Origin of the sequence: Paraburkholderia sp. (assembly GCF_047605525.1) — a bacterium.
GTDB lineage: Bacteria > Pseudomonadota > Gammaproteobacteria > Burkholderiales > Burkholderiaceae > Paraburkholderia.
In genome coordinates, this window is sequence record NZ_JASGFN010000005.1 from 265,353 (window position 1) to 284,850 (window position 19,498).

At 61.9% G+C, this 19,498-nt stretch carries 16 protein-coding genes, 1 tRNA gene and 1 pseudogene; 13 read left to right on the forward strand and 5 right to left on the reverse strand.

Annotation, left to right across the window (positions count from 1 at the left end; genetic code table 11):
• Positions 1 to 101 precede the first annotated feature (101 nt).
• From sucC to recA, 4 genes are all read right to left on the reverse strand, one after another.
• The gene (sucC, locus tag QM685_RS09820) at positions 102 to 1,271 is read right to left on the reverse strand and encodes an ADP-forming succinate--CoA ligase subunit beta (RefSeq protein ID WP_415115187.1); all 1,170 of its coding nucleotides are present in this window, start codon (positions 1,269 to 1,271) and stop codon (positions 102 to 104) included.
• Positions 1,272 to 1,326: 55 nt separating this feature from the next.
• A complete protein-coding gene (locus tag QM685_RS09825; protein WP_415115189.1) occupies positions 1,327 to 2,001 on the reverse strand; it encodes a DUF2889 domain-containing protein in 675 nt (224 codons plus the stop codon).
• Positions 2,002 to 2,151: 150 nt separating this feature from the next.
• Complete coding sequence (recX, locus tag QM685_RS09830; RefSeq protein ID WP_415115190.1) at positions 2,152 to 2,928, reverse strand: recombination regulator RecX; 777 nt, start codon at positions 2,926 to 2,928, stop codon at positions 2,152 to 2,154.
• A gap of 7 nt (positions 2,929 to 2,935) precedes the next feature.
• Complete coding sequence (recA, locus tag QM685_RS09835) at positions 2,936 to 4,012, reverse strand: recombinase RecA (RefSeq protein ID WP_415115192.1); 1,077 nt, start codon at positions 4,010 to 4,012, stop codon at positions 2,936 to 2,938.
• A gap of 254 nt (positions 4,013 to 4,266) precedes the next feature.
• Here recA and QM685_RS09840 point away from each other — a divergent pair, with 254 nt between their 5' ends.
• The 9 genes from QM685_RS09840 to QM685_RS09880 all read left to right on the forward strand — a co-directional run bounded on the left by QM685_RS09840 (position 4,267) and on the right by QM685_RS09880 (position 13,454).
• Entirely contained in the window at positions 4,267 to 5,061 is a 795-nt protein-coding gene (locus tag QM685_RS09840) for a response regulator (RefSeq protein ID WP_415115194.1), read from the forward strand.
• A gap of 9 nt (positions 5,062 to 5,070) precedes the next feature.
• Positions 5,071 to 6,609 carry a sensor histidine kinase N-terminal domain-containing protein gene (locus QM685_RS09845; RefSeq protein ID WP_415115196.1) on the forward strand — a complete coding sequence of 513 codons (1,539 nt, stop codon included), beginning with the start codon at positions 5,071 to 5,073 and terminating at the stop codon, positions 6,607 to 6,609.
• 232 nt (positions 6,610 to 6,841) lie between these two features.
• Positions 6,842 to 8,500 carry an MFS transporter gene (locus QM685_RS09850; protein WP_415115198.1) on the forward strand — a complete coding sequence of 553 codons (1,659 nt, stop codon included), beginning with the start codon at positions 6,842 to 6,844 and terminating at the stop codon, positions 8,498 to 8,500.
• Between the two features lie 84 nt (positions 8,501 to 8,584).
• Positions 8,585 to 8,661: transfer RNA gene (locus QM685_RS09855), tRNA-Met, on the forward strand.
• Between the two features lie 354 nt (positions 8,662 to 9,015).
• Positions 9,016 to 9,906, forward strand: a complete 891-nt coding sequence (locus QM685_RS09860; RefSeq protein ID WP_415115200.1) for a transporter substrate-binding domain-containing protein — start codon at positions 9,016 to 9,018, stop codon at positions 9,904 to 9,906.
• A gap of 43 nt (positions 9,907 to 9,949) precedes the next feature.
• The gene (locus QM685_RS09865) at positions 9,950 to 10,675 is read left to right on the forward strand and encodes an amino acid ABC transporter permease (protein WP_415115202.1); all 726 of its coding nucleotides are present in this window, start codon (positions 9,950 to 9,952) and stop codon (positions 10,673 to 10,675) included.
• 8 nt (positions 10,676 to 10,683) lie between these two features.
• Positions 10,684 to 11,412 (forward strand): amino acid ABC transporter permease, encoded by a 729-nt coding sequence (locus QM685_RS09870; protein WP_415115204.1) that lies wholly within the window; start codon positions 10,684 to 10,686, stop codon positions 11,410 to 11,412.
• 32 nt (positions 11,413 to 11,444) lie between these two features.
• Complete coding sequence (locus tag QM685_RS09875; protein WP_415115206.1) at positions 11,445 to 12,197, forward strand: amino acid ABC transporter ATP-binding protein; 753 nt, start codon at positions 11,445 to 11,447, stop codon at positions 12,195 to 12,197.
• 99 nt (positions 12,198 to 12,296) lie between these two features.
• Positions 12,297 to 13,454: an aminotransferase class V-fold PLP-dependent enzyme gene (locus QM685_RS09880; RefSeq protein ID WP_415115208.1), complete on the forward strand. Its 1,158-nt coding sequence runs from the start codon at positions 12,297 to 12,299 to the stop codon at positions 13,452 to 13,454.
• A 60-nt stretch (positions 13,455 to 13,514) separates the two neighbouring features.
• Here QM685_RS09880 and QM685_RS09885 read toward each other — a convergent pair whose 3' ends face one another.
• Positions 13,515 to 14,420 carry a LysR family transcriptional regulator gene (locus QM685_RS09885; RefSeq protein WP_415115210.1) on the reverse strand — a complete coding sequence of 302 codons (906 nt, stop codon included), beginning with the start codon at positions 14,418 to 14,420 and terminating at the stop codon, positions 13,515 to 13,517.
• A 210-nt stretch (positions 14,421 to 14,630) separates the two neighbouring features.
• Here QM685_RS09885 and QM685_RS09890 point away from each other — a divergent pair.
• From QM685_RS09890 to QM685_RS09905, 4 genes and pseudogenes are all read left to right on the forward strand, one after another.
• Positions 14,631 to 15,536: pseudogene (locus QM685_RS09890) on the forward strand (NAD(P)-dependent oxidoreductase); the annotation flags it as partial.
• A gap of 17 nt (positions 15,537 to 15,553) precedes the next feature.
• Positions 15,554 to 17,053 carry an aldehyde dehydrogenase family protein gene (locus QM685_RS09895; protein WP_415115212.1) on the forward strand — a complete coding sequence of 500 codons (1,500 nt, stop codon included), beginning with the start codon at positions 15,554 to 15,556 and terminating at the stop codon, positions 17,051 to 17,053.
• 81 nt (positions 17,054 to 17,134) lie between these two features.
• A complete protein-coding gene (locus tag QM685_RS09900) occupies positions 17,135 to 18,451 on the forward strand; it encodes an MFS transporter (RefSeq protein WP_415115214.1) in 1,317 nt (438 codons plus the stop codon).
• A complete protein-coding gene (locus tag QM685_RS09905) occupies positions 18,432 to 19,460 on the forward strand; it encodes a glutamate cyclase domain-containing protein (RefSeq protein ID WP_415115216.1) in 1,029 nt (342 codons plus the stop codon). Before QM685_RS09900 ends, QM685_RS09905 begins: the two co-directional genes overlap by 20 nt.
• Positions 19,461 to 19,498: the final 38 nt, after the last annotated feature.

Genomic DNA, 19,498 nt, shown 5'->3' on the forward strand with positions numbered 1-19,498 from the left:
GCGCGGTAGCGCCACCCGGCGTACTTCACGCCTGAGTCGCTTGCGCGCCGCCACTCGTCATTTTGGCAAATGAGCTGGTAAATGCGCGGTAGACAGGTGGCTTACGCCTTGCCCGAAGCAGCCGCGACGACCTTCTGAGCTGCTTCTTCCATGCTGTCCGCCGAGATGATCGGCAGGCCGGATTCGGCGAGCATCTTCTTGCCCAGGTCTTCGTTCGTGCCCTTCATGCGGACCACGAGCGGCACCTTCAGCGACACAGCCTTCGACGCCGCGATCACGCCTTCCGCGATCACGTCGCAGCGCATGATGCCGCCGAAGATGTTGACCAGGATCGCGGTCAGGTTCGGGTTCTTCAGCATGATCTTGAACGCTTCGGTGACCTTCTCGGTCGTGGCGCCACCGCCCACGTCGAGGAAGTTCGCCGGTTCGCCGCCGAACAGCTTGATGGTGTCCATCGTCGCCATTGCGAGGCCCGCGCCGTTCACGAGGCAGCCGATGTTGCCGTCGAGCGAGATATACGCGAGGTCGAACTTCGACGCTTCGATTTCGGCCGGATCTTCTTCGTCCAGATCGCGGTACGCGACGATTTCCGGGTGACGGAACAGCGCGTTCGAGTCGAAGTTGAACTTCGCGTCGAGCGCGATGACCTTGCCGTCGCCGGTCAGGATCAGCGGGTTGATTTCGGCGAGCGACGCGTCGGTTTCCCAGAACGCCTTGTACAGACCCTGCAGGATCGCGCGCGCTTGCGGGATCGAAGCGTCGGGCACGCCGATCTTCTTCGCGAGGTCGTCGGCTTCCGAGTCCTTCAGGCCGGTCGACGGATCGACCGCCACCTTGTGGATCAGCTCGGGCGTCTTTTCCGCGACTTCCTCGACGTCCATGCCGCCTTCGCTCGACGCCATCACGACGATCTTCTGCGACACGCGGTCGATCACGAGGCCGACATACAGTTCCTTCTTGATGTCGGCGCCTTCTTCGATCAGCAGACGGTTCACCTTCTGGCCTTCCGGACCGGTCTGGTGCGTGACGAGCTGCATGCCGAGGATCTGGTTCGAGTACTCGCGAACCTGGTCCAGCGACTTGGCAACCTTCACGCCGCCGCCCTTGCCACGGCCACCCGCGTGGATCTGAGCCTTCACGACCCACACCGGGCCGCCGAGCTCTTCCGCGGCCTTGACCGCATCATCCACCGAGAAGACCGGCTTGCCGCGCGGTACCGCGACGCCGAATTTCCGCAGGATTTCCTTACCCTGGTACTCGTGAATCTTCATGCGTGATTCCCTTCAGTCTGAGAGTTGGATTGAACTTCGTTTCCGTTGCCGCCATTCATGCCGACGCGCTGCCGCCTTCTTCGCGGGCCGCCGCGTCGTCTGACGAGGCCGCGCGTTGCGCCACGCGCGGCGCATGGCCATACCAGCGCGGATAAAACTGTTTCACCGCCTCGCCGTCGAAACGCAGCGCGTGGCAGCGTCCCAACTGGAATGGCGGCTTGTCGTTGGAATGCTCGCCCGGGTCGGCAGACGCGTCTGCCGAACCCGCGCTCTCGCCCGGCGCGCTCTCATTGGCGGTATTCCACACGTCGCCGGCGAACGCCTGGATCGCGGCGGTCGGCAGGATCGCGCACAGCTCGGTGAGATGCGTGCAACCAGCCGTACCGGCCAGCAGACGGGCGGCATCGCGACGGAAGTTGTGGAACAGATTGAGCCCGATGAGGGCACGATAGGCGGGATTGCTGGCCTGGCACAACCTTGGATAGGGCACCCAGTCGGACGACGCCTCGGCGTCGACGACATTGAGCTTGCGATCGATGGTGATGCGAAGCCAGAGTTCATGGATCGGCTGACCATTGGGCCGGACACCCGACGCAAGCGCCACATCGCGTGGCTTTTCGTCGGTGAGGCACGCTTCCACATCCCACAGGCCGTCGGCTCGCTCATAGGCTTCCGCTCTGATTGCGCGACGATGGCGCAACTGACGGGACACTGGCGGGGAAAGCGACATGCGGGAAGGAAAGGCCGGATTGGAAAACTGATGGAGTTTAGCATAACGGGTATTCGGGATAGCCCGGAATGCACACGCCCGCCCGGCGGCCCGCGGCGCCGGATTGCCGGCCGCGCCGCCGCGCTGAATGCGGTCGCGCCAGGCACCGTTTCACATCTCGTCGATACCTTTGAGTATCTTGCTGATCGTTGCGCCGGAAAAACCGCGCGACGCGAGAAAGCGCGCCTGCTTCGCGCGCTCGGCCGGCGTTTCCGGAAGCCGGCCGAATTTCTTGCGCCAGACCGCCTGCGCGCGTGCGAGTTCGGTTTCGCGCAATTGCGCGGTGGCCTCTTCGACGAGCGCCGGGTTGAGCGCGTGCTGTTTCAGTTCGCCGAGGATGCGGCTCGTGCCGAGCCGCGACGAGCGCCGGTGAATCAGGCTTTCCGCGAAACGTGAGTCGGATAGCCAGTTTTCGGCTTGAAGCGAGTCGAGCACCGCGTCGAGCGAATCGGTTTCCTCGACGTAGGGTTTCAGCTTGCGTGCGAGTTCGACGCGGCTGTATTCGCGGCGCGACAGATAACCGAGCGCGCGCGCTTTTAGCGAACGGGCTGGGCGTGGGGATTTTCTGCTTTCGTCTTCGTCGGACTGACCCGGCTTCGTTTCGCCGGGTTGACGGCGCGAGCGGGTGTAGGTGACTTCTGGGGCACCCTCGGAGGCGCCCCCGGAATTGACCGGGGAGAAATCCGCGCTGGACGACGATGGGGAGGATTCGGACCGCGTACGCCGCGGACCTCGGTCCGCGGGGCGATCGTGCTCGTCGAACGATTCGAACGGATCGAATGGGTCGCCGGCGGATGGGACACCAGCATCAGGCGATCCATCCGCCATGTCGCGCGGGCCGTCCGGATAGCGTCCGGTATCGGACAACGGCCGGCCTTTGCGGATCACGTGATGCTTACTCTTCTTCGTCCGCGACTTCAGCGTCTGCGCCGGCCACGGCGTCCGCCATCACGGTGACGCCCAGCGATTCGCGGATACGGTTTTCGATTTCGCGAGCGATATCCGGATTTTCGCGCAGGAATTCACGCGCGTTGTCCTTGCCCTGACCGATCCGCTCGCCGCTGTAGCTGTACCATGCGCCAGCCTTGTCGACGATCTTCGCCTGCACGCCCAGGTCGATGATTTCGCCCTGACGCGAGATGCCCTCGCCGTACAGGATGTCGAAAATCGCTTCGCGGAACGGTGGCGACACCTTGTTCTTGACGACCTTCACGCGCGTTTCGTTGCCGATCACTTCGTCGTTCTTCTTGATCGAACCGATCCGGCGAATGTCCAGACGCACCGACGCGTAGAACTTCAGCGCATTGCCGCCCGTGGTGGTTTCCGGATTGCCGAACATCACGCCGATCTTCATGCGGATCTGGTTGATGAAGATCACGAGGCAGTTCGTGCGCTTGATCGTGCCGGTGAGCTTGCGCAGCGCCTGCGACATCAGACGCGCCTGCAGACCCGGCAGCGAATCGCCCATTTCGCCTTCGATTTCCGCCTTCGGCACGAGCGCCGCGACCGAGTCGATCACGATCATGTCGATCGAGCCCGAGCGCACCAGCGCGTCGGCGATTTCGAGCGCCTGTTCGCCGGTGTCCGGCTGCGAGACCAGCAGGTCGGCGACGTTCACGCCGAGCTTACCCGCGTATTGGATGTCCAGCGCGTGTTCCGCGTCGATAAACGCCGCGGTGCCGCCGAGCTTCTGCATTTCGGCGATGACCTGCAGCGTCAGCGTAGTTTTACCGGACGACTCCGGACCGTAGATTTCAACCACGCGGCCACGCGGCAAACCGCCGACGCCCAGTGCGATGTCGAGGCCGAGCGATCCGGTCGAGACGACCTGAATGTCTTCGACTACCTCACCTGCGCCGAGCCGCATGACCGACCCTTTGCCGAACTGCTTTTCGATCTGCGCGAGCGCGGCGGCGAGTGCCTTGCTCTTTTCAGCAGTCAGTCCAGCCGAGCCTTTCTTGCTTTCTTCCATGAATCGTCCTTTGCTATGATGAACGGCGTCTGAGGCAGGCGTGTGCCCGGGTTTCAGCCAGATCTGGCCTCTTTCCGGGAACAGCACACGAAACGCAGACACTGTATAAAAAAACAGTAGTTTTGGCAAGCGCGATTGTCATGCGAACGCGCATTTTTACTGTCGCGCCGCCCCAACTACCCACAAATAATGTTCGGAGACAGCCGCGCGCCGGGGCGAGCCCCACGGTGCCGGCAAAGCCAGGCTGGCGCATCATGCGAATTCTGATAGCCGAAGACGACAGCATACTCGCGGACGGTCTGGTTCGATCACTCCGCCAATCGGCCTATGCCGTCGATCACGTGAAAAGCGGCGTGGAAGCCGATACCGCTTTGTCAATGCAGACGTTCGACCTATTGATCCTCGATCTGGGCCTGCCGCGCATGTCCGGGCTCGAGGTGCTGCGTCGCCTGCGCGCGCGCAATTCGAACCTGCCCGTGCTGATCCTGACCGCCGCCGACAGTGTCGACGAACGCGTCAAGGGCCTCGATCTCGGCGCCGACGACTACATGGCCAAACCCTTCGCGCTCAACGAACTCGAGGCGCGCGTGCGCGCGCTGACGCGGCGCGGCGCGGGGGGCGGTCCGACGGTGGTGCGGCACGGTTCGCTGTCGTTCGACCAGGTGGGCCGGATCGCGCAGGTAAACGACCAGGTGATCGACCTGTCCGCGCGCGAGCTCGGTCTGCTCGAAGTGCTGTTGCAGCGGATCGGCCGGCTGGTCTCGAAGGAACAGCTCGTCGATCACCTGTGCGAATGGGGCGAGGAAGTCAGCAACAACGCGATCGAGGTCTACGTGCACCGGTTGCGCAAGAAGATCGAGCCGAGCGGTGTGCGCATCATCACCGTGCGCGGCCTCGGCTACTGCCTCGAAAAGGCGCCGCCGCCGGCCAATGCGAGCCCGGCGGCGAGCGCAAGCGCGCCCTCTCCGGGCGCCGAGCCGCCTCAATCGGCCCAACCGTCCACCGCGCAGTCTTCGGGCGCGATGCCGGCGAGCCATCACTACAAATAGAGGGCCGCGATGTCCGCACGCGCTGATCGCGCCACGGCGCACGCGGCGGACCTCGACGAGGCGCGCGATGCGCGCTACGCCAATCCGTTCGCTCCGCCCGACGAAACCGAGGCCGCCGCCGAGGCGCGCCCGCGCTCGCTGTTCGGCGAAATCCTCGACTGGATGCTCGCGCCGCTGCTGCTGCTCTGGCCGATGAGCCTCGCGGTTACCTATCTCGTCGCAAAGTCGATCGCGAACAGTCCGTTCGACCGCGCGCTCGAAACCGACGCCTACGTGCTCGCGCGCCAGATCCATCCGGTCAATGGCGTCGCGGAGCTGTCGCTGCCCGAGTCCACGCGCGATTTCCTGCGCGCCGACAACGTCGACAGCGTGTTCTTCCAGGTGCTCGGCACGCGCGGCGAACTCGTCGCCGGCGAGCGCGACATGCCGCTGCCGCACGAGGAAGACCGGCCGCAGCCGGGCCTCGTCGAATTTCGCGACGACGTGCTGCGCGGCAACGACATCCGCGTCGCCTACACGACCGTCGAGTTTCCGCAGACGCCGGGCGCGCAGCCCGTGCTCGTACAGGTCGCCGAAACGCTCGACAAACGCAGCCAGCTCGCCAACGACATCATCAAGGGCGTGATCCTGCCGCAGTTCGTGATCTTGCCGCTCGCGATCCTGCTCGTGTGGTTCGGCCTGTCGCGCGGGCTCGCGCCGCTGCACGCGTTGCAGGCGCATATCCGCGCGCGCCGCCCGGACGATCTGTCGCCGCTCGAAGCGCGCCGCGCGCCGCCGGAAATCGAGCCGCTCGTGACGTCGTTCAACGACCTGCTCACGCGCCTCGAACAGAACATGGAGCTGCAGAAACGCTTCATCGCCGACGCCGCGCATCAGATGAAAACGCCGCTCGCCGGCCTGCGCACCCAGGCCGAGCTCGCGCTGCGCCAGAACGCGTCGGCGGAGGTGCATCGCTCGCTCGAACAGATCGCGACGAGTTCGGAGCACGCGGCGCGGCTCGTCACACAACTGCTCGCGCTCGCGCGCGCCGAGAACCGCCGCTCGGGACAGATCTTCACGCCGGTCGAACTCGGCGAGCTCGCGCGCAGCGCGGTGCGCGAATGGGTGCAGCCCGCGCTCGCGAAGCAGATGGACCTCGGCTACGAAGCGCCCGACGAGCCGGTCGAAGTCGCCGGCAATCCGGTGATGCTGCGCGAAATGCTGTCGAACCTGATCGACAACGCGATCCGCTACACGCCGGCGGGCGGCCGCATCACCGTGCGGGTGAGGCACGACGCGGCCGCGCGGCTCGTGCATCTCGAAGTCGAGGACACCGGCCTCGGCATTCCGGCCGCCGAGCGCTCGCGCGTGGTCGAGCGCTTCTACCGGATTCTCGGCCGCGAGGGCGACGGCAGTGGCCTCGGGCTGGCGATCGTGCGCGAGATCACGGCGATGCACGGCGGCGAACTGACGATCGACGACAACGTCTATCAGGCGTCGCCGCGGCTCGCGGGGACGCTCGTGCGTGTCAGCTTGCACGTGCTCGAACGGGGACGGGAATTACCCTAACGCGGCCTGACCGTCAGCCGCGCCCGTCGCGTGTTTTTGAGATATTTCCAGGCAGATTGCGCGGAATTCAAGGCACGTTGCCTGAAATTAATCGCCGGTTCGCCGGTTTACCAGCCTACCCTATATCTCCCCGCGACGTCAGAACGACGTAAGTTTCCACTCCAATAATCGGTTGCACGGAAACGCCCGTGCCGGCGGTTCCGCCTGCATATCAAATATTTGGAGACGATATATGGCTACCGTTGGCGGGCAACTCTCGCCCGTGCCGATGACGCGCGATGAGAAGCGGGTGATCTTCGCATCGTCGCTGGGTACGGTTTTCGAGTGGTACGACTTTTATCTGGCCGGCTCGCTGGCGGCCTTCATCAGCAAGAGCTTTTTCTCCGGCGTCAATCCGACCGCCGGCTTCATCTTCACGCTGCTCAGCTTCGCGGCGGGCTTCGCGGTGCGGCCGTTCGGCGCGATCGTGTTCGGGCGGCTCGGCGACATGGTCGGGCGCAAGTACACGTTCCTCGTGACGATCATCATCATGGGCCTGTCGACGTTCCTCGTCGGCTTCCTGCCCGGCTACGCGGCGATCGGTATCGCCTCGCCGGTGATCTTCATCGCGATGCGCCTGCTGCAGGGCCTCGCGCTCGGCGGCGAGTACGGCGGCGCCGCGACCTACGTGGCCGAACACGCGCCGGCGGGACGCCGCGGCTTCTACACCGCGTGGATCCAGACCACCGCGACGCTCGGCCTGTTCCTGTCGCTGCTCGTGATTCTCGGCGTGCGCACGATGATGGGCGAGGACTCGTTCGGCGCCTGGGGTTGGCGCATTCCGTTCATCGTGTCGATCCTGCTGCTGGCCGTCTCGGTGTGGATCCGTCTGCAACTGCATGAGTCGCCGGTGTTCGAGCGCATCAAGGCCGAGGGCAAGACCTCGAAGGCGCCGCTCTCCGAAGCGTTCGGCCAGTGGAAGAACCTGAAGGTCGTGATTCTCGCGTTGCTCGGCCTGACCGCGGGTCAGGCCGTGGTCTGGTATACGGGCCAGTTCTACACGCTGTTCTTCCTCACGCAGACGCTGAAGGTCGATGGCTCGAGCGCGAACATCATGATCGCGCTGGCGCTACTGATCGGCACGCCGTTCTTCCTGTTCTTCGGCTCGCTGTCGGATCGTATCGGCCGCAAGCCGATCATCATGGCCGGTCTGCTGATCGCCGCGTTGACGTACTTCCCGCTCTTCAAGGCGCTCACGCACTACGCGAACCCGGCGCTCGAAGCGGCGACCGCGAAGTCGCCGATCGTCGTGATCGCGAATCCGTCGGAGTGCTCGTTCCAGTTCAACCCGGTGGGCACCGCGAAGTTCGTGACCTCGTGCGACATCGCGAAGGGCGCGCTGTCGCGAGCCGGTCTGAACTATGACAACGTCGCCGCGCCGGCCGGCACGATCGCGCAGATCCGCGTGGGCGACACGGTCGTCAACACGTTCGACGGCCGCGCCGCCGACGCGAAAGAGCAAGCCCAGGTGTTCGAGAAGACTCTGGCCGCGACACTGAAGGCCGCCGGCTATCCGCCGAAGGCCGATCCGGCGCAGATCAACTGGCCGATGAGCGTCGTGATCCTGACGATCCTCGTGATCTACGTGACGATGGTCTACGGGCCGATCGCCGCGATGCTGGTGGAGATGTTCCCGACGCGGATCCGCTATACGTCGATGTCGCTGCCGTATCACATCGGCAATGGCTGGTTCGGCGGCTTCCTGCCGGCCACCGCGTTCGCGATCGTCGCGGCGAAGGGCAACATCTACTCGGGGCTGTGGTATCCGATCGTGATCGCGCTGATTACGTTCGTGATCGGCATGCTGTTCGTGCGGGAGACCAAGGACTCGGATATCTACGCGAAGGACTGATATTCGGGCAAGCTGAGCCTGTTGAAAAGATACGCGCCGGGGGTTGACAACCCTCGGCGCCGTCAGCATAATTTCGCTTCTTTCGGCGAATTAGCTCAGTCGGTTAGAGCAACGGAATCATAATCCGCAGGTCCGGGGTTCGAGTCCCTGATTCGCCACCAGCTTCAAGAAAAAGCCGCTGTTCTTACGAACAGCGGCTTTTTTGTTTTCAAACCACCTGTCGCTTGCCCATGCTCCGTTGAACCAGGAGCTGTCATCGATAGCGGCAACGCCAAACATTCAACCCGCCCGCACGACGTCGCATCGTCTACGACTCATCAACGTAGGTATCGCCCCACCCCGACACGACACTTTTTCTTTCCTATTCGGAAAGAAAAGGTCGTCTTTTTTTATTGTTTTTGGATACCTACAGTTTTTCTGCACCCAGTTGTTCAGTGCGCATAAATCCACCTACGAATGCCAGCGCCGGGAGACCTCGCTGCGCGAGTGAATAAGCGACAACACAGGAGTTCGGAATGCTGTTCAGACTTTTCGTTCCAGCGGTTCTTCTCGTTGCGGGCACGACGATGTTTCCGGCGCACGTCAACGCCGCCGACACGCTCGCCAAAATCAGAAGCACCGGCGAAATACGGCTGGGAGTGCGGGATGCTTCCGTGCCGTTTTCCTACCTCGACCAGAACCAGAACTACGTCGGGTTCTCGATCGACCTGTGTCACGCAGTGGTCGACAAACTGAAGCAGACCATGCCGGCATTGAAAGTGACGAACGTTCCGGTCACTTCGGCCAATCGCATCGCCCTCGTGAACAACGGAAACGTCGACATTGAATGCGCCAGTACGGCGAACAGCCTCGACCGCCAAAAGCAGGTCGGCTTCTCGGTCGGTACGTTCGTCAGCCATACCCGCTGGCTGGTGAAAGCAAACTCGGGCATCAAGTCCGCGGCAGACCTCAAGGGCAAGACCGTGGTTTACACCCAGGGCTCGAATGCATTGGGTTTCGCGAAGGAAATCAGCGAGAAGAACAACCTCGACCTGAAGTTCATTCCGGCGCATGACCATGGCGAGTCAATGCTCGTTCTGGAAAACGGCCGCGCGGCGGCCTTCATCGAAGACGACATTCTGCTCGCCGCGAAGAAAGCGGACGCCAAAGACCCGGCTGCCTTCACGTTCCTGCCGGAATCCTATAACTCGCTCGTCTACGGCCTGATGTTCGCGAAGGACGATCCGGGCTTCAAGAAGACGGTCGACGATACATTGAAGTCGCTGATGGCCTCGGGTGAATTCAACAAGATCTACGCTAAATGGTTCGAAGACCCGATTCCGCCGCGCGGGATCAAACTGAACTTCCCGATGAGCGATGACCTGAAAGAGCGCGTCAAAGCGCCGAGCGACAAGTTGCCTTCGTAAATCTGTCCGGCGCGGCAGCGCTGCTCATTCACCGGGGGCAACCATGCAACTCCTGTTCGAAACAACCGTCGACGGAAATCACTACTTCAACTGGTTGCTCTCGGGCCTGTATTGGACTTTGCTGCTGTGGCTCGGCGCCGCCGTCATTTCGGCGGTACTGGGAGTGGCGGTCGGTTCGGGCCGGACGTCGCGCAGCAAGGTGCTCCGCACGTTAAGCCGCGCCTACGTTCAGGTATTCCGAAACATCCCCCTGCTGCTTCAGGCATTTCTCTGGTACTTCGTTTTTCCGGAGATCCTGCCTGCCGCATTGGGAAATGCAATCAAGCAGATGCCTCCACCATGGGCCAGTTTCGTCCCTGCATTGATTGCGATCGGTTTGTACACAGGAGCGCGCGTCGCCGAGCAGATTCGCGCAGGGATTCAGTCGTTGCCGAAAGGACAGCGTGAGGCGGCTCACGCGCTCGGGCTATCCAGCTTCACCACGTATGCATGCATCCTGATACCCCAGTCGCTGCGAACAATGGCGCCCTCACTTACGAGTGAAGCATTGGCATTGCTCAAAAACACTTCGGTCGCCATGACAATCGGGCTGCTCGACCTGACCGCGCAGGCACAGCAGATGAACGAGTTCACGTTCAGAACCTTCGAATCGTTCAGCGTCGTCACAGTGACGTACTTCGCCCTCTCCCTCGTCATTTATGGCGCGGCCGAGATCGTGATGCGGCGGTTTTCCGTCAGATCGAATGTCACGACGCTCGGCAACGCATAGAGGCAAGCATGACTACGTATGACTTTGGAGCCATCCAGCGCGCGCTCCCGTATCTCGGCGAGGGCATGGTGTTCACCCTCAAGCTCACTTTCCTCGCGTTTCTCGGCGGCCTCGCTATCGGGATAGTGCTGGCCGTGATTCGTCACATCCGGGTCCCGGTGCTCGACCGTATCGTCTGGGCTTACGTGACGGTCATGCGGTCAATTCCGCTCATCATGGTGCTGTTCTGGTTTTTCTTTCTTGTCCCGCTGGCGCTGCGCCATTTCTCTCCGACAGGAATCTCGGTTTCCGTCAGTCCGCAATTGACGGCGTTCGTCACGTACACGCTTTTTGAAGCCGCCTACTTCTGCGAAATCATCCGTTCGGGTCTGCTGTCCGTGCCAGCGGGCCAATACGAGGGAGCGAAAGCCTTGGGCTTTTCCACCTGGCATGCGTATTCGCTCGTCATCGTTCCACAGGCACTCAAGGCGGTGGTCCCGATCATGGTTACGCAGGCCATCATTCTGTTCCAGGACACGTCTCTCGTGTACGTCCTGTCGCTGACCGACTTTGTCGGGGCGGCCTCGAAGATTGCTCAGCGTGACGGCAAGCTCGTGGAGTTTTACACCTTCGCGGCGCTCGTCTACTTCGTCATCTGCTCCGGCGTGGCGGAGCTTGCCGACTATCTTCGGGCGCGTCGCCAGGCAAAGGGCGAAACACGTACTCCAGCTCCGGTCGTTGTCACCGCAGCCAACTGACTTCACCTCATCACCCGTTACAGGGAGCGGAAATGAATGCAACCGATACCCCGGTCGTCGAACTCGTATCGCTGACCAAGCGCTTCGGGGCGCACACTGTTCTCGACGGCGTCAACCTGAAGATCGGCGTGGGACAGAAAGTGGTGATTTGCGGACCGTCGGGATCCGGCAAGTCGACTCTTATCCGTTGCATCAACGGGCTGGAGGACATCGACGGCGGAGAGGTCATCGTCCGAAACCCACAAACCGGCGAGCGATACCAGAAGCCCGCTGATGTACGTCGCCATGTAGGCATGGTGTTCCAGAGTTTCAATCTGTTTCCGCACTACACGGTACTCAAGAACTGCATGCTCGCCCCCGTGAAAGTGAACGGCGTAAGCAGGGATGACGCAAGAGATCTTGCGACCCGGCTGCTCACCAAGGTTCGTGTAGCCAATCAGGCGGAAAAATATCCTCCCCAACTCTCGGGAGGCCAGCAACAGCGAGTGGCCATCGCACGGGCCTTATGCATGAGTCCGAGTGTCATGCTCTTCGATGAACCGACATCGGCCCTGGACCCGGAGATGGTCAAGGAGGTTCTCGACACGATGGTTGCCTTGGCGACGGAGGGTATGACCATGCTTTGTGTCACCCACGAAATGTCGTTTGCGCGGAGAGTGGCCGACCGGATCATCTTCGTGGACGGCGGCCGCATCCTGGTCGACTTACCACCGGATGAGTTCTTCAGCGACGCAGTTCATCCGCGTGTGCGCGAATTCCTCGGGCAGGTGCTGGCGCACGCCTGAATGAACGGATGGTCACCCGCGAGCGTGCTCGTCGCGCCCCCCTTCCCATAACCCTCTTCCATTTGCAGCGCCCATCCGGGCGCGCAGCGATGAACGCTCATGACACTCCTCGATAACGCAGTAATCAGGGCAGATTTTCCGGTGGCCGGCAAAATGCTCTATCTGGACTCGGCACACCAGACGCCGCTGGGCGTGACCGCGAAGCGGGCAATCGAAGACTTTCTCGCGGAAAGCTTCGAGACGGCAGGTCCAAAACCGAAATGGCTGGCCAGGGTCGAACAGGTGCGCGGAGTTCTCGCGTCATTCGTCGGCGCATCGGCTGACGAAATCGCCTACACGAAGAACACGTCAGAAGGCCTCAACATCGCGGCCAATGCGATTGACCTCAACGCGGGCGACAATGTCCTGCTGATTGAAGGCGATCATCCCAACAACGCCTATGCGTGGCTGAATTTGCGTCGTAAAGGCATCGAGGTGAGGTTCGTCAAGCTATCCGGAGCGGTTGCGAATGCCCAGACTTTCGCGCCATATATCGACAGCAAAACGCGAGTCATATCTCTTTCGCACGTCACCTTTCACGCCGGGCAGCGACATGACATCCGGTCCATCGGACAGCTTTGCAAGGAGAAGGCTCTTTATCTGGTTGTCGATGCAATGCAGTCAGTCGGCGTCTTGCCGCTCGACGTCAAAGACCTTGGCATTTCGATTCTGGCGGCGGGATGTCATAAAGGACTGCTGGTGCCGCAAGGACTTGGTTTCCTTTACGTCGATTCCAGCCTCGACAGCCTCGAGCCCATTTATCTCGCGATGGCTGGAATCGCGAATCCGCCAGCCGATTTCATAGCGCGTCCCGATGATGTCGCTCTGCGAGCAGGGGCCGGTCGATTCGAAATCGGCAACTTCAACTTGCCGGGAATTCATGCGCTGGGCGCTACCTTGAACCTGCTCGGGACCATCGGCGTCGACAACGTCGAAGCCCATGTTCTCAGTCTCGGCGACAGACTTATCGAGCATCTCGATGATCTTCGCATCCCGCTCGTGGGCCCGCGAAATGCGACGGAGCGCGCGCACATTTACACACTTGCGCTATCGCCGGACTGGTTGGCGTATTTCGCGGAGAACAATGTCCGCGTGTCGCCGGAGCGAGATGGAATAAGAATTTCGTTCGGCATTTTCAACGACGAAACGGACGTTGACGCTGTCGCGGACCTTATCCGAAAACGCCTCCAGGCCTCGGCGATACCTCGTTCGTATTGAGCGCGATCCTACTCGATTGGCCGCCCCGGTCTTGTGAGGAGACCCTCGCCGGTTCGGCCTTCACCCGGATAGTTCGGCGGCCAACGTCAGAGCATCCAGAACCGCCGCGATAGCGGGCCGTTTTGCCGTCCCGCGTGGCAACGCAATGAATACGCGCCGGTTCAACACGGGGTCAATCGGAATGACGGAGAAGTCACGGTCTTTCTCCGCCTGCCGCAACGCGAGCCGCGGCAACACAGCGACGGCACAGCCGGTGCGGACCATTTCCAGTGTAACTGCCGTGTTGCGGCTGCTCGTCGTCACCTTCGGGATGAACCCGCCTGCATAGCAGGCGTTCAGAAGGAACGTGTGGTAGGTCGCCGCGGACTGATTCAACGCCCAGCGTTCGTGCGCGAGGTCCGATAATGCAATAGATTTTCGTCCCGCAAGCTTGTGCCTTGACGATACAACCGCATCGAAATGATCAACGCATAACGGATGAAACTCGAGCGCGCTTGCGAGTGTTTCGGCACCCACGAGGTCGTCCACGATCGCGAGGTCGGTCTGCTTGGCGGCGGCCGCTCGCAAACCCTCGGACGGCTCCAGTTCAGTAAAGACGACGTTCAACTGCGGGTGCTGCTCGAGCAGGCGGCTGACGGCGACCGGCACCACACTGCTTGCCAGCGAACCGAATGCCGACATACGCACCTCGCCGCTGACCTCCACGTTCGCGGCGGCAACTTCGGATTCAATCTCCGCGACCATTTCGAACAACCCGGTCGCCCGTGCGACCAGGCGGCGCCCGGCAGGCGTCAGTTGAACGCCGCGACCCGACCGTTCGATCAGAACCGTCTCGAGTTCATCTTCCAGTTGGGCCAGCTGTTGTGAAACCGCGGGCCGCGTGAGATGGACCGCTTCCGCGACCGCCGAAATCGTTCCAAGAACCGACAACTCGTGCAGCAGATGAAGACGGCTGAGGTTGAGCATTGCCGCGCTCCCAAGGGGACATGGAGCAAATGGTAAGTGAAGCTTACGTATAGCGTCAAAAAGTGTCGTCTTTTTTTTCTAAATTTGTCTTCCTATAGTCACATCACCGGCACGCAATGCCTGGACGAAACAGGGAAAACCCTTGACTGACAATGACTTAGGCATTGCGCGTTTTGCCCGGCTCAACCAGTCAGATTCCAGTTAGAGGAAGCTCAAATGAAGGTCGCATTTATCGGAGTGGGACGCATGGGCAGCCGTATGGCAGGCCGCCTCGTCGCAGCGGGTCATCAGGTGTGCGTGTTCGACCCCAGCCAGGCTGCAGTCGACGCGCTCGCATCGAAGGGGGTAAGCGCCGCGAAAAGCCCGGCCGACGCAGCACGGGACGCGGAACGCATTCTCCTCAGCCTGCCGAACCCGAAGACGCTCCGCGATGCGGTGACTGGTGAAACCGGTGTGCTGCAAACGGCGGCGGAAGGCGCAATCATCGTCGATTTCAGCACCGTCGACCCCGCAACGACCAAGGAGATTGCCGCCGCGGCGGCGGCAAAAAAAGTCAGCTTCGTCGATTCGCCCGTAAGCGGTGGCGTTGCGGGCGCCGAGAACGGCAAGCTGGTTCTGATGGTGGGTGGTTCGCCCGCGGTCATCGAAAAACTTGCACCGATTTTCGAGGTCCTGGCCGGCCGCGTCGTGCATTGCGGCGATACGGGCGCGGGTCAACTCACGAAATTGAGCCACAACCTGCTCACGGCAATCAACACCGTTGCGCTCGGCGAAGTCCTGAGCGCGAGCGTCAAGGCGGGCGCGAAGCTCGACGTGCTGTGCGACGTTCTGAGCGCTGGCCTCGCCGGCAGCAAGATGCTCGACTACCTGCCGAAGACCCTGTTCACCGAACAGCGCCCGGCCAACTTCGCGATCGACCTGATGCACAAAGACATCAAGTTGTGCCTCGACGAATTCTCGAACTTTCCGATGCCGCTCGGCCAACTCGTGCTGCAGACCTACAACGCAGCCCGCGCAAAGGGTCTCGGCGGCAAGGATTCGACCAGCGTGAATGAGATCTACGAAGAGCTGCTCGGCGTGCGCCTCAATCTGCCGGTCACCCAGCAAGTCAATTGAACACCAGAGGACATAGCGTGAATTCCATCACTGACAATGTTTCCGCCGAAATCGTCGTGCCGAAGGCGGGCATTACCGGCTTGCTGATTAACAACGAGTGGCGCGCACCCGCGAAGGGCAAGACCCTCGATGTCGAAAATCCATCGCGCCGCACGAAAATTGTCTCCATCGGTGCAAGCGACGAAGCAGACGTCAAGGCGGCCGTTGCCGCCGCGAGCGCGGCTTTCCCGGCATGGCGTCGCATGGCATCGCGTGCACGCGGCGCACTCCTGATTGAACTGGGCAATCGCGTTACCGCGAACGCCGAGGAAATCGCCCGAGTCCTGGCCGCGGAAAGCGGCAATGCACTACGCACGCAGAGCCGCCCGGAAGTTCTGGGCGCCGCGGAAGTTCTGCGTTACTACGGCGGTGTCATCGCCGAACAAAAGGGCGAAACGCTTCCGCTGGGCCCGGGCCTCTTCAGCTATACGACGCGTGAACCGCTCGGCGTGGTCGGCGCCATCATTCCGTGGAATTCGCCGGTGGTCCTCGCGGCCGTGAAAATCGGCATGGCGCTCGGCACCGGCAATACGCTGGTTCTGAAGCCGGCGGAAGACGCGCCTCTCGCCGTCATCAAAATCGCGGAGCTCGCCACCGGCCTGTTCCCGGCGGGTGTGTTCAATGTGGTAACGGGTACGGGTATCGAGGCCGGCGCACCGCTCGCCGCGCATCCGGACGTCGCCAAGGTGTCGTTCACCGGTTCGCTGGAAGTCGGCAAGCTGGTCGGTCACGCGGTTGCCGACCGCATCGGTCACGCAACGCTGGAGCTCGGCGGCAAGAGTCCGTGCATCGTCTACCCGGATGCGGCAACGCCGGAACATATCGACTCGACGGTCACCGGCATCATCAACGCGATGCGCTTCGCGCGCCAAGGTCAGTCCTGTACCGCCGGCTCGCGTTTGTACGTCCACGAAAGCGTCTGGGACCAGGTGATGACCCGGGTCGTTGCCAAAGTAAAGGAACTGAAAATCGGCGATTCGCTGGACGAGACGAGCGATATCGGCGCAATCATCAGCGCCGAGCGCTATTCGGAAGTGCGCGCGTTCATCGAAGAAGCCATCAACAACGGCGCGAAGGTTTTGACGGGCGCGCTGCCGCCGACGGTCGATGAAGCAAAGGGGTTCTTCCCCGAGCCCGTGATTTTCACCGGCGTCGACAACAACTGGCGCGTGTGCCGTGAAGAAGTCTTCGGCCCGGTTCTGGTGGCATTGCCCTGGAAAGACGAAGAAGAAGTGTTGCAATGGGCAAACGACTCCGTCTACGGCCTTGCTGCTTATGTCTTCACGAACGACCTGACCACGGCACTGCGCGTCACGGAAAAAATCGACGCGGGCTGGTTGCAGGTCAATCGCGCCGGCGGCCAGATTCCGGGTATGTCGTACGGCGGTGCGAAGCAAAGCGGTATCGGTGCGGAGTACTCCATTGAAGGCGCGCTGGAAGCGTACACATCGCGAAAGAGCGTGACTATTAACGTGTAACGCAACGCCGCGGATAAGGTAACCCGGCGACTGACCGGGTTACCAACACACCTCTACTGGGCAACAGGTTGGGAGTCTTTCATGAGCGCAAATCTCGCAGCAACGGCTTCGGATGAAGCCAGGGAGGCTCGCGGCGTTTCGACGCGAGCAGCATTCAGTTCTTTCATCGGTACGACGGTCGAGTGGTACGACTATTTTCTATACGGCACAGCCGCGGCGCTGGTATTTCCGAAAGTCTTCTTTAACGACTTGACCCCGGAGCTTGCAACGCTTGCGTCGATGGCTTCGTTCGCCGTTGCATTCGTGCTGCGCCCGCTTGGAGGCATGGTCATCGGTCACTTCGGTGACCGGATGGGCCGCAAGAAGATGCTGGTGTTCACGCTGCTCGTCATGGGGCTATGCACGGCCGGCATCGGGTTCCTGCCTTCTTACAACGCAGTGGGTCACTGGAGCCCCGCGCTTCTGATTCTCCTGCGCGTCATCCAGGGTTTCGCTCTGGGTGGCGAGTGGGGCGGCGCGGCACTGATGTCCGTCGAGCATGCGCCAACCGGGCGCAGAGGACTTTTCGGAAGCACCATGCAAATGGGTGTGCCGGCCGGGCTGCTGGTATCCACCGGTGCATTCGCTCTCGTTTCCGCGTTGCCGGACCAGCAGTTCTTCGCATGGGGATGGCGTTTGCCGTTCATCTTCAGCCTCGCCCTGCTGGGAGTCGGGATGTACATCCGCTTGCAGGTATCCGAGCCGCCCGCTTTTGAGAAGGTCAAGGAGTCCGGCAACGTATCGCGCGCGCCGCTGCTCGAGGTATGGCAAAACGAAAAGAAGAAGACCGTCATCATGGTGTTCTTCCAGACCGTGGCGAACGTCGGCTACTTCCTCATCACCGTTTATGCGCTGACGTACATCACCGGAACCTTGCATCTGCCGCGAAGCGTTGCCTCGACGGGGCTTCTCGTAGCAGCCGCAGTCGACCTGTTCATGCAGCCGGTTTTCGGGTGGCTTTCCGACAAGGTCGGCCGGCGCGTCGTCTACGGGTTCGGTGCCGTCTTCTTCGCGCTTTACGCATTTCCGCTGTTCTGGCTCCTCGACACGGCGAACCCTGTCCTTATTACGGTCGCGCTGTCTCTCGGCCTCGGCATCGGCCACGCTTCCACCGGCTCGCTGCACGGCGTTATTTACGCCGAGCAATACCCGACCCGCTACCGGTTCAGCGGCTCGTCGACTGCCTATCAGCTCTCCGGAATCATCTCCAGTGCGCCGACGCCGCTCATTGCCGCGTGGCTCGTGGCGCGAAGCGGCAACTCCATGTCCGTCTCCTGGTACGTGGTGGTGTCGGCAATCATTTCACTGGTCTGCGTCCTTCTCGTGAAGGAGACCTATCGTGAACCTATCGACCGTTAAAAAGAGCGCAACGATGACTTCGCTTGACGAGCGGATTACAGGCGAGCGGATCGACCGTCTTATGACAGTGGAAATCCGCCCGCTAAACGGCGGTCTTCCAGCAGGCTACGTCGTGCCGATGTACGACGTGTGCCGCGCTCACCACGGAGAGCCGCTCAGTTCACTCGCGGCACGCAAACTCGCCGACACATTGTCCCGCGGTGACGTCGTCTTCATTGCCACGGGAGCCGGCACACCCCCCAGGCTGCCGCAAGGTGAAACAGACGGGCCGGTAGGCGCCGCGGTTCTCGCACGTGCGCTGGTCGTCGCGTTCGGGGTGCGCGTGGTCCTTGTCACCGAAGATGCGCATGCTGCCCCGGTGATGGCCGTTGCCGCGACCATCAATGCCGAACTGGGTGGCCCCGCCGCAATTTCAACGGTGTGCTTTCCGCTTGGACTCGAGCCTGGCCGCGATATCGCCCGCACATTGATGGAAGAGTACCGGCCGGCTGCGGTCGTCTTCGTCGAACGCGATGGCCCGAACAAGGAAGGTTATTTCCACGGAGTGCGAGGTGATTGTCGCAACCCCGAGGATGTCGGTCACGTATACCTGCTCGCTGATTTGGCGCGCCGGCGCGGGGTGCTGACGATCGGCATCGGTGACGGCGGCAATGAAGTCGGCTTTGGCGCGGTGCGCGATGCCATTACCGCCGTGCACCCTCTGGGCGGCAAATCGCTGGCCGGGCATGCATCCGGCGTTGTCACGGTAACGGCGACGGACGTGGTTGTCAGCGCGTCGGTCTCCAACTGGGGGGCGTATGCAATCGCCGCGGCGCTGGCCGCGAAGACTGGAAACATCGACGTGCTGCATACCCAGGCCCTCGAACACGCGCTGATTGAAGCAACGGTGAAAGCCGGTGCCCGAGACGGCGCGACGTCGAAAGCGGAGGTCGCGGTGGACGGCATCAACTGGCAAGGACATACCGCGTTCGTCGAACTCCTGCGAAGCATCGTCACTGTGTCGCTATGACTACGCAGGGCGCCCTCCCAACACTCTCGCAGCAGCAC

Coding starts and splice junctions, on each gene's coding strand:
- sucC (WP_415115187.1), bottom strand. CDS start 1,271: ATGAAGATTCACGAGTACCAGGGTAAGGAAATCCTGCGGAAATTCGGC.
- QM685_RS09825 (WP_415115189.1), bottom strand. CDS start 2,001: ATGTCGCTTTCCCCGCCAGTGTCCCGTCAGTTGCGCCATCGTCGCGCA.
- recA (WP_415115192.1), bottom strand. CDS start 4,012: ATGGAAGAAAGCAAGAAAGGCTCGGCTGGACTGACTGCTGAAAAGAGC.
- QM685_RS09840 (WP_415115194.1), top strand. CDS start 4,267: ATGCGAATTCTGATAGCCGAAGACGACAGCATACTCGCGGACGGTCTG.
- QM685_RS09845 (WP_415115196.1), top strand. CDS start 5,071: ATGTCCGCACGCGCTGATCGCGCCACGGCGCACGCGGCGGACCTCGAC.
- QM685_RS09850 (WP_415115198.1), top strand. CDS start 6,842: ATGGCTACCGTTGGCGGGCAACTCTCGCCCGTGCCGATGACGCGCGAT.
- QM685_RS09860 (WP_415115200.1), top strand. CDS start 9,016: ATGCTGTTCAGACTTTTCGTTCCAGCGGTTCTTCTCGTTGCGGGCACG.
- QM685_RS09865 (WP_415115202.1), top strand. CDS start 9,950: ATGCAACTCCTGTTCGAAACAACCGTCGACGGAAATCACTACTTCAAC.
- QM685_RS09870 (WP_415115204.1), top strand. CDS start 10,684: ATGACTACGTATGACTTTGGAGCCATCCAGCGCGCGCTCCCGTATCTC.
- QM685_RS09875 (WP_415115206.1), top strand. CDS start 11,445: ATGAATGCAACCGATACCCCGGTCGTCGAACTCGTATCGCTGACCAAG.
- QM685_RS09880 (WP_415115208.1), top strand. CDS start 12,297: ATGACACTCCTCGATAACGCAGTAATCAGGGCAGATTTTCCGGTGGCC.
- QM685_RS09885 (WP_415115210.1), bottom strand. CDS start 14,420: ATGCTCAACCTCAGCCGTCTTCATCTGCTGCACGAGTTGTCGGTTCTT.
- QM685_RS09900 (WP_415115214.1), top strand. CDS start 17,135: ATGAGCGCAAATCTCGCAGCAACGGCTTCGGATGAAGCCAGGGAGGCT.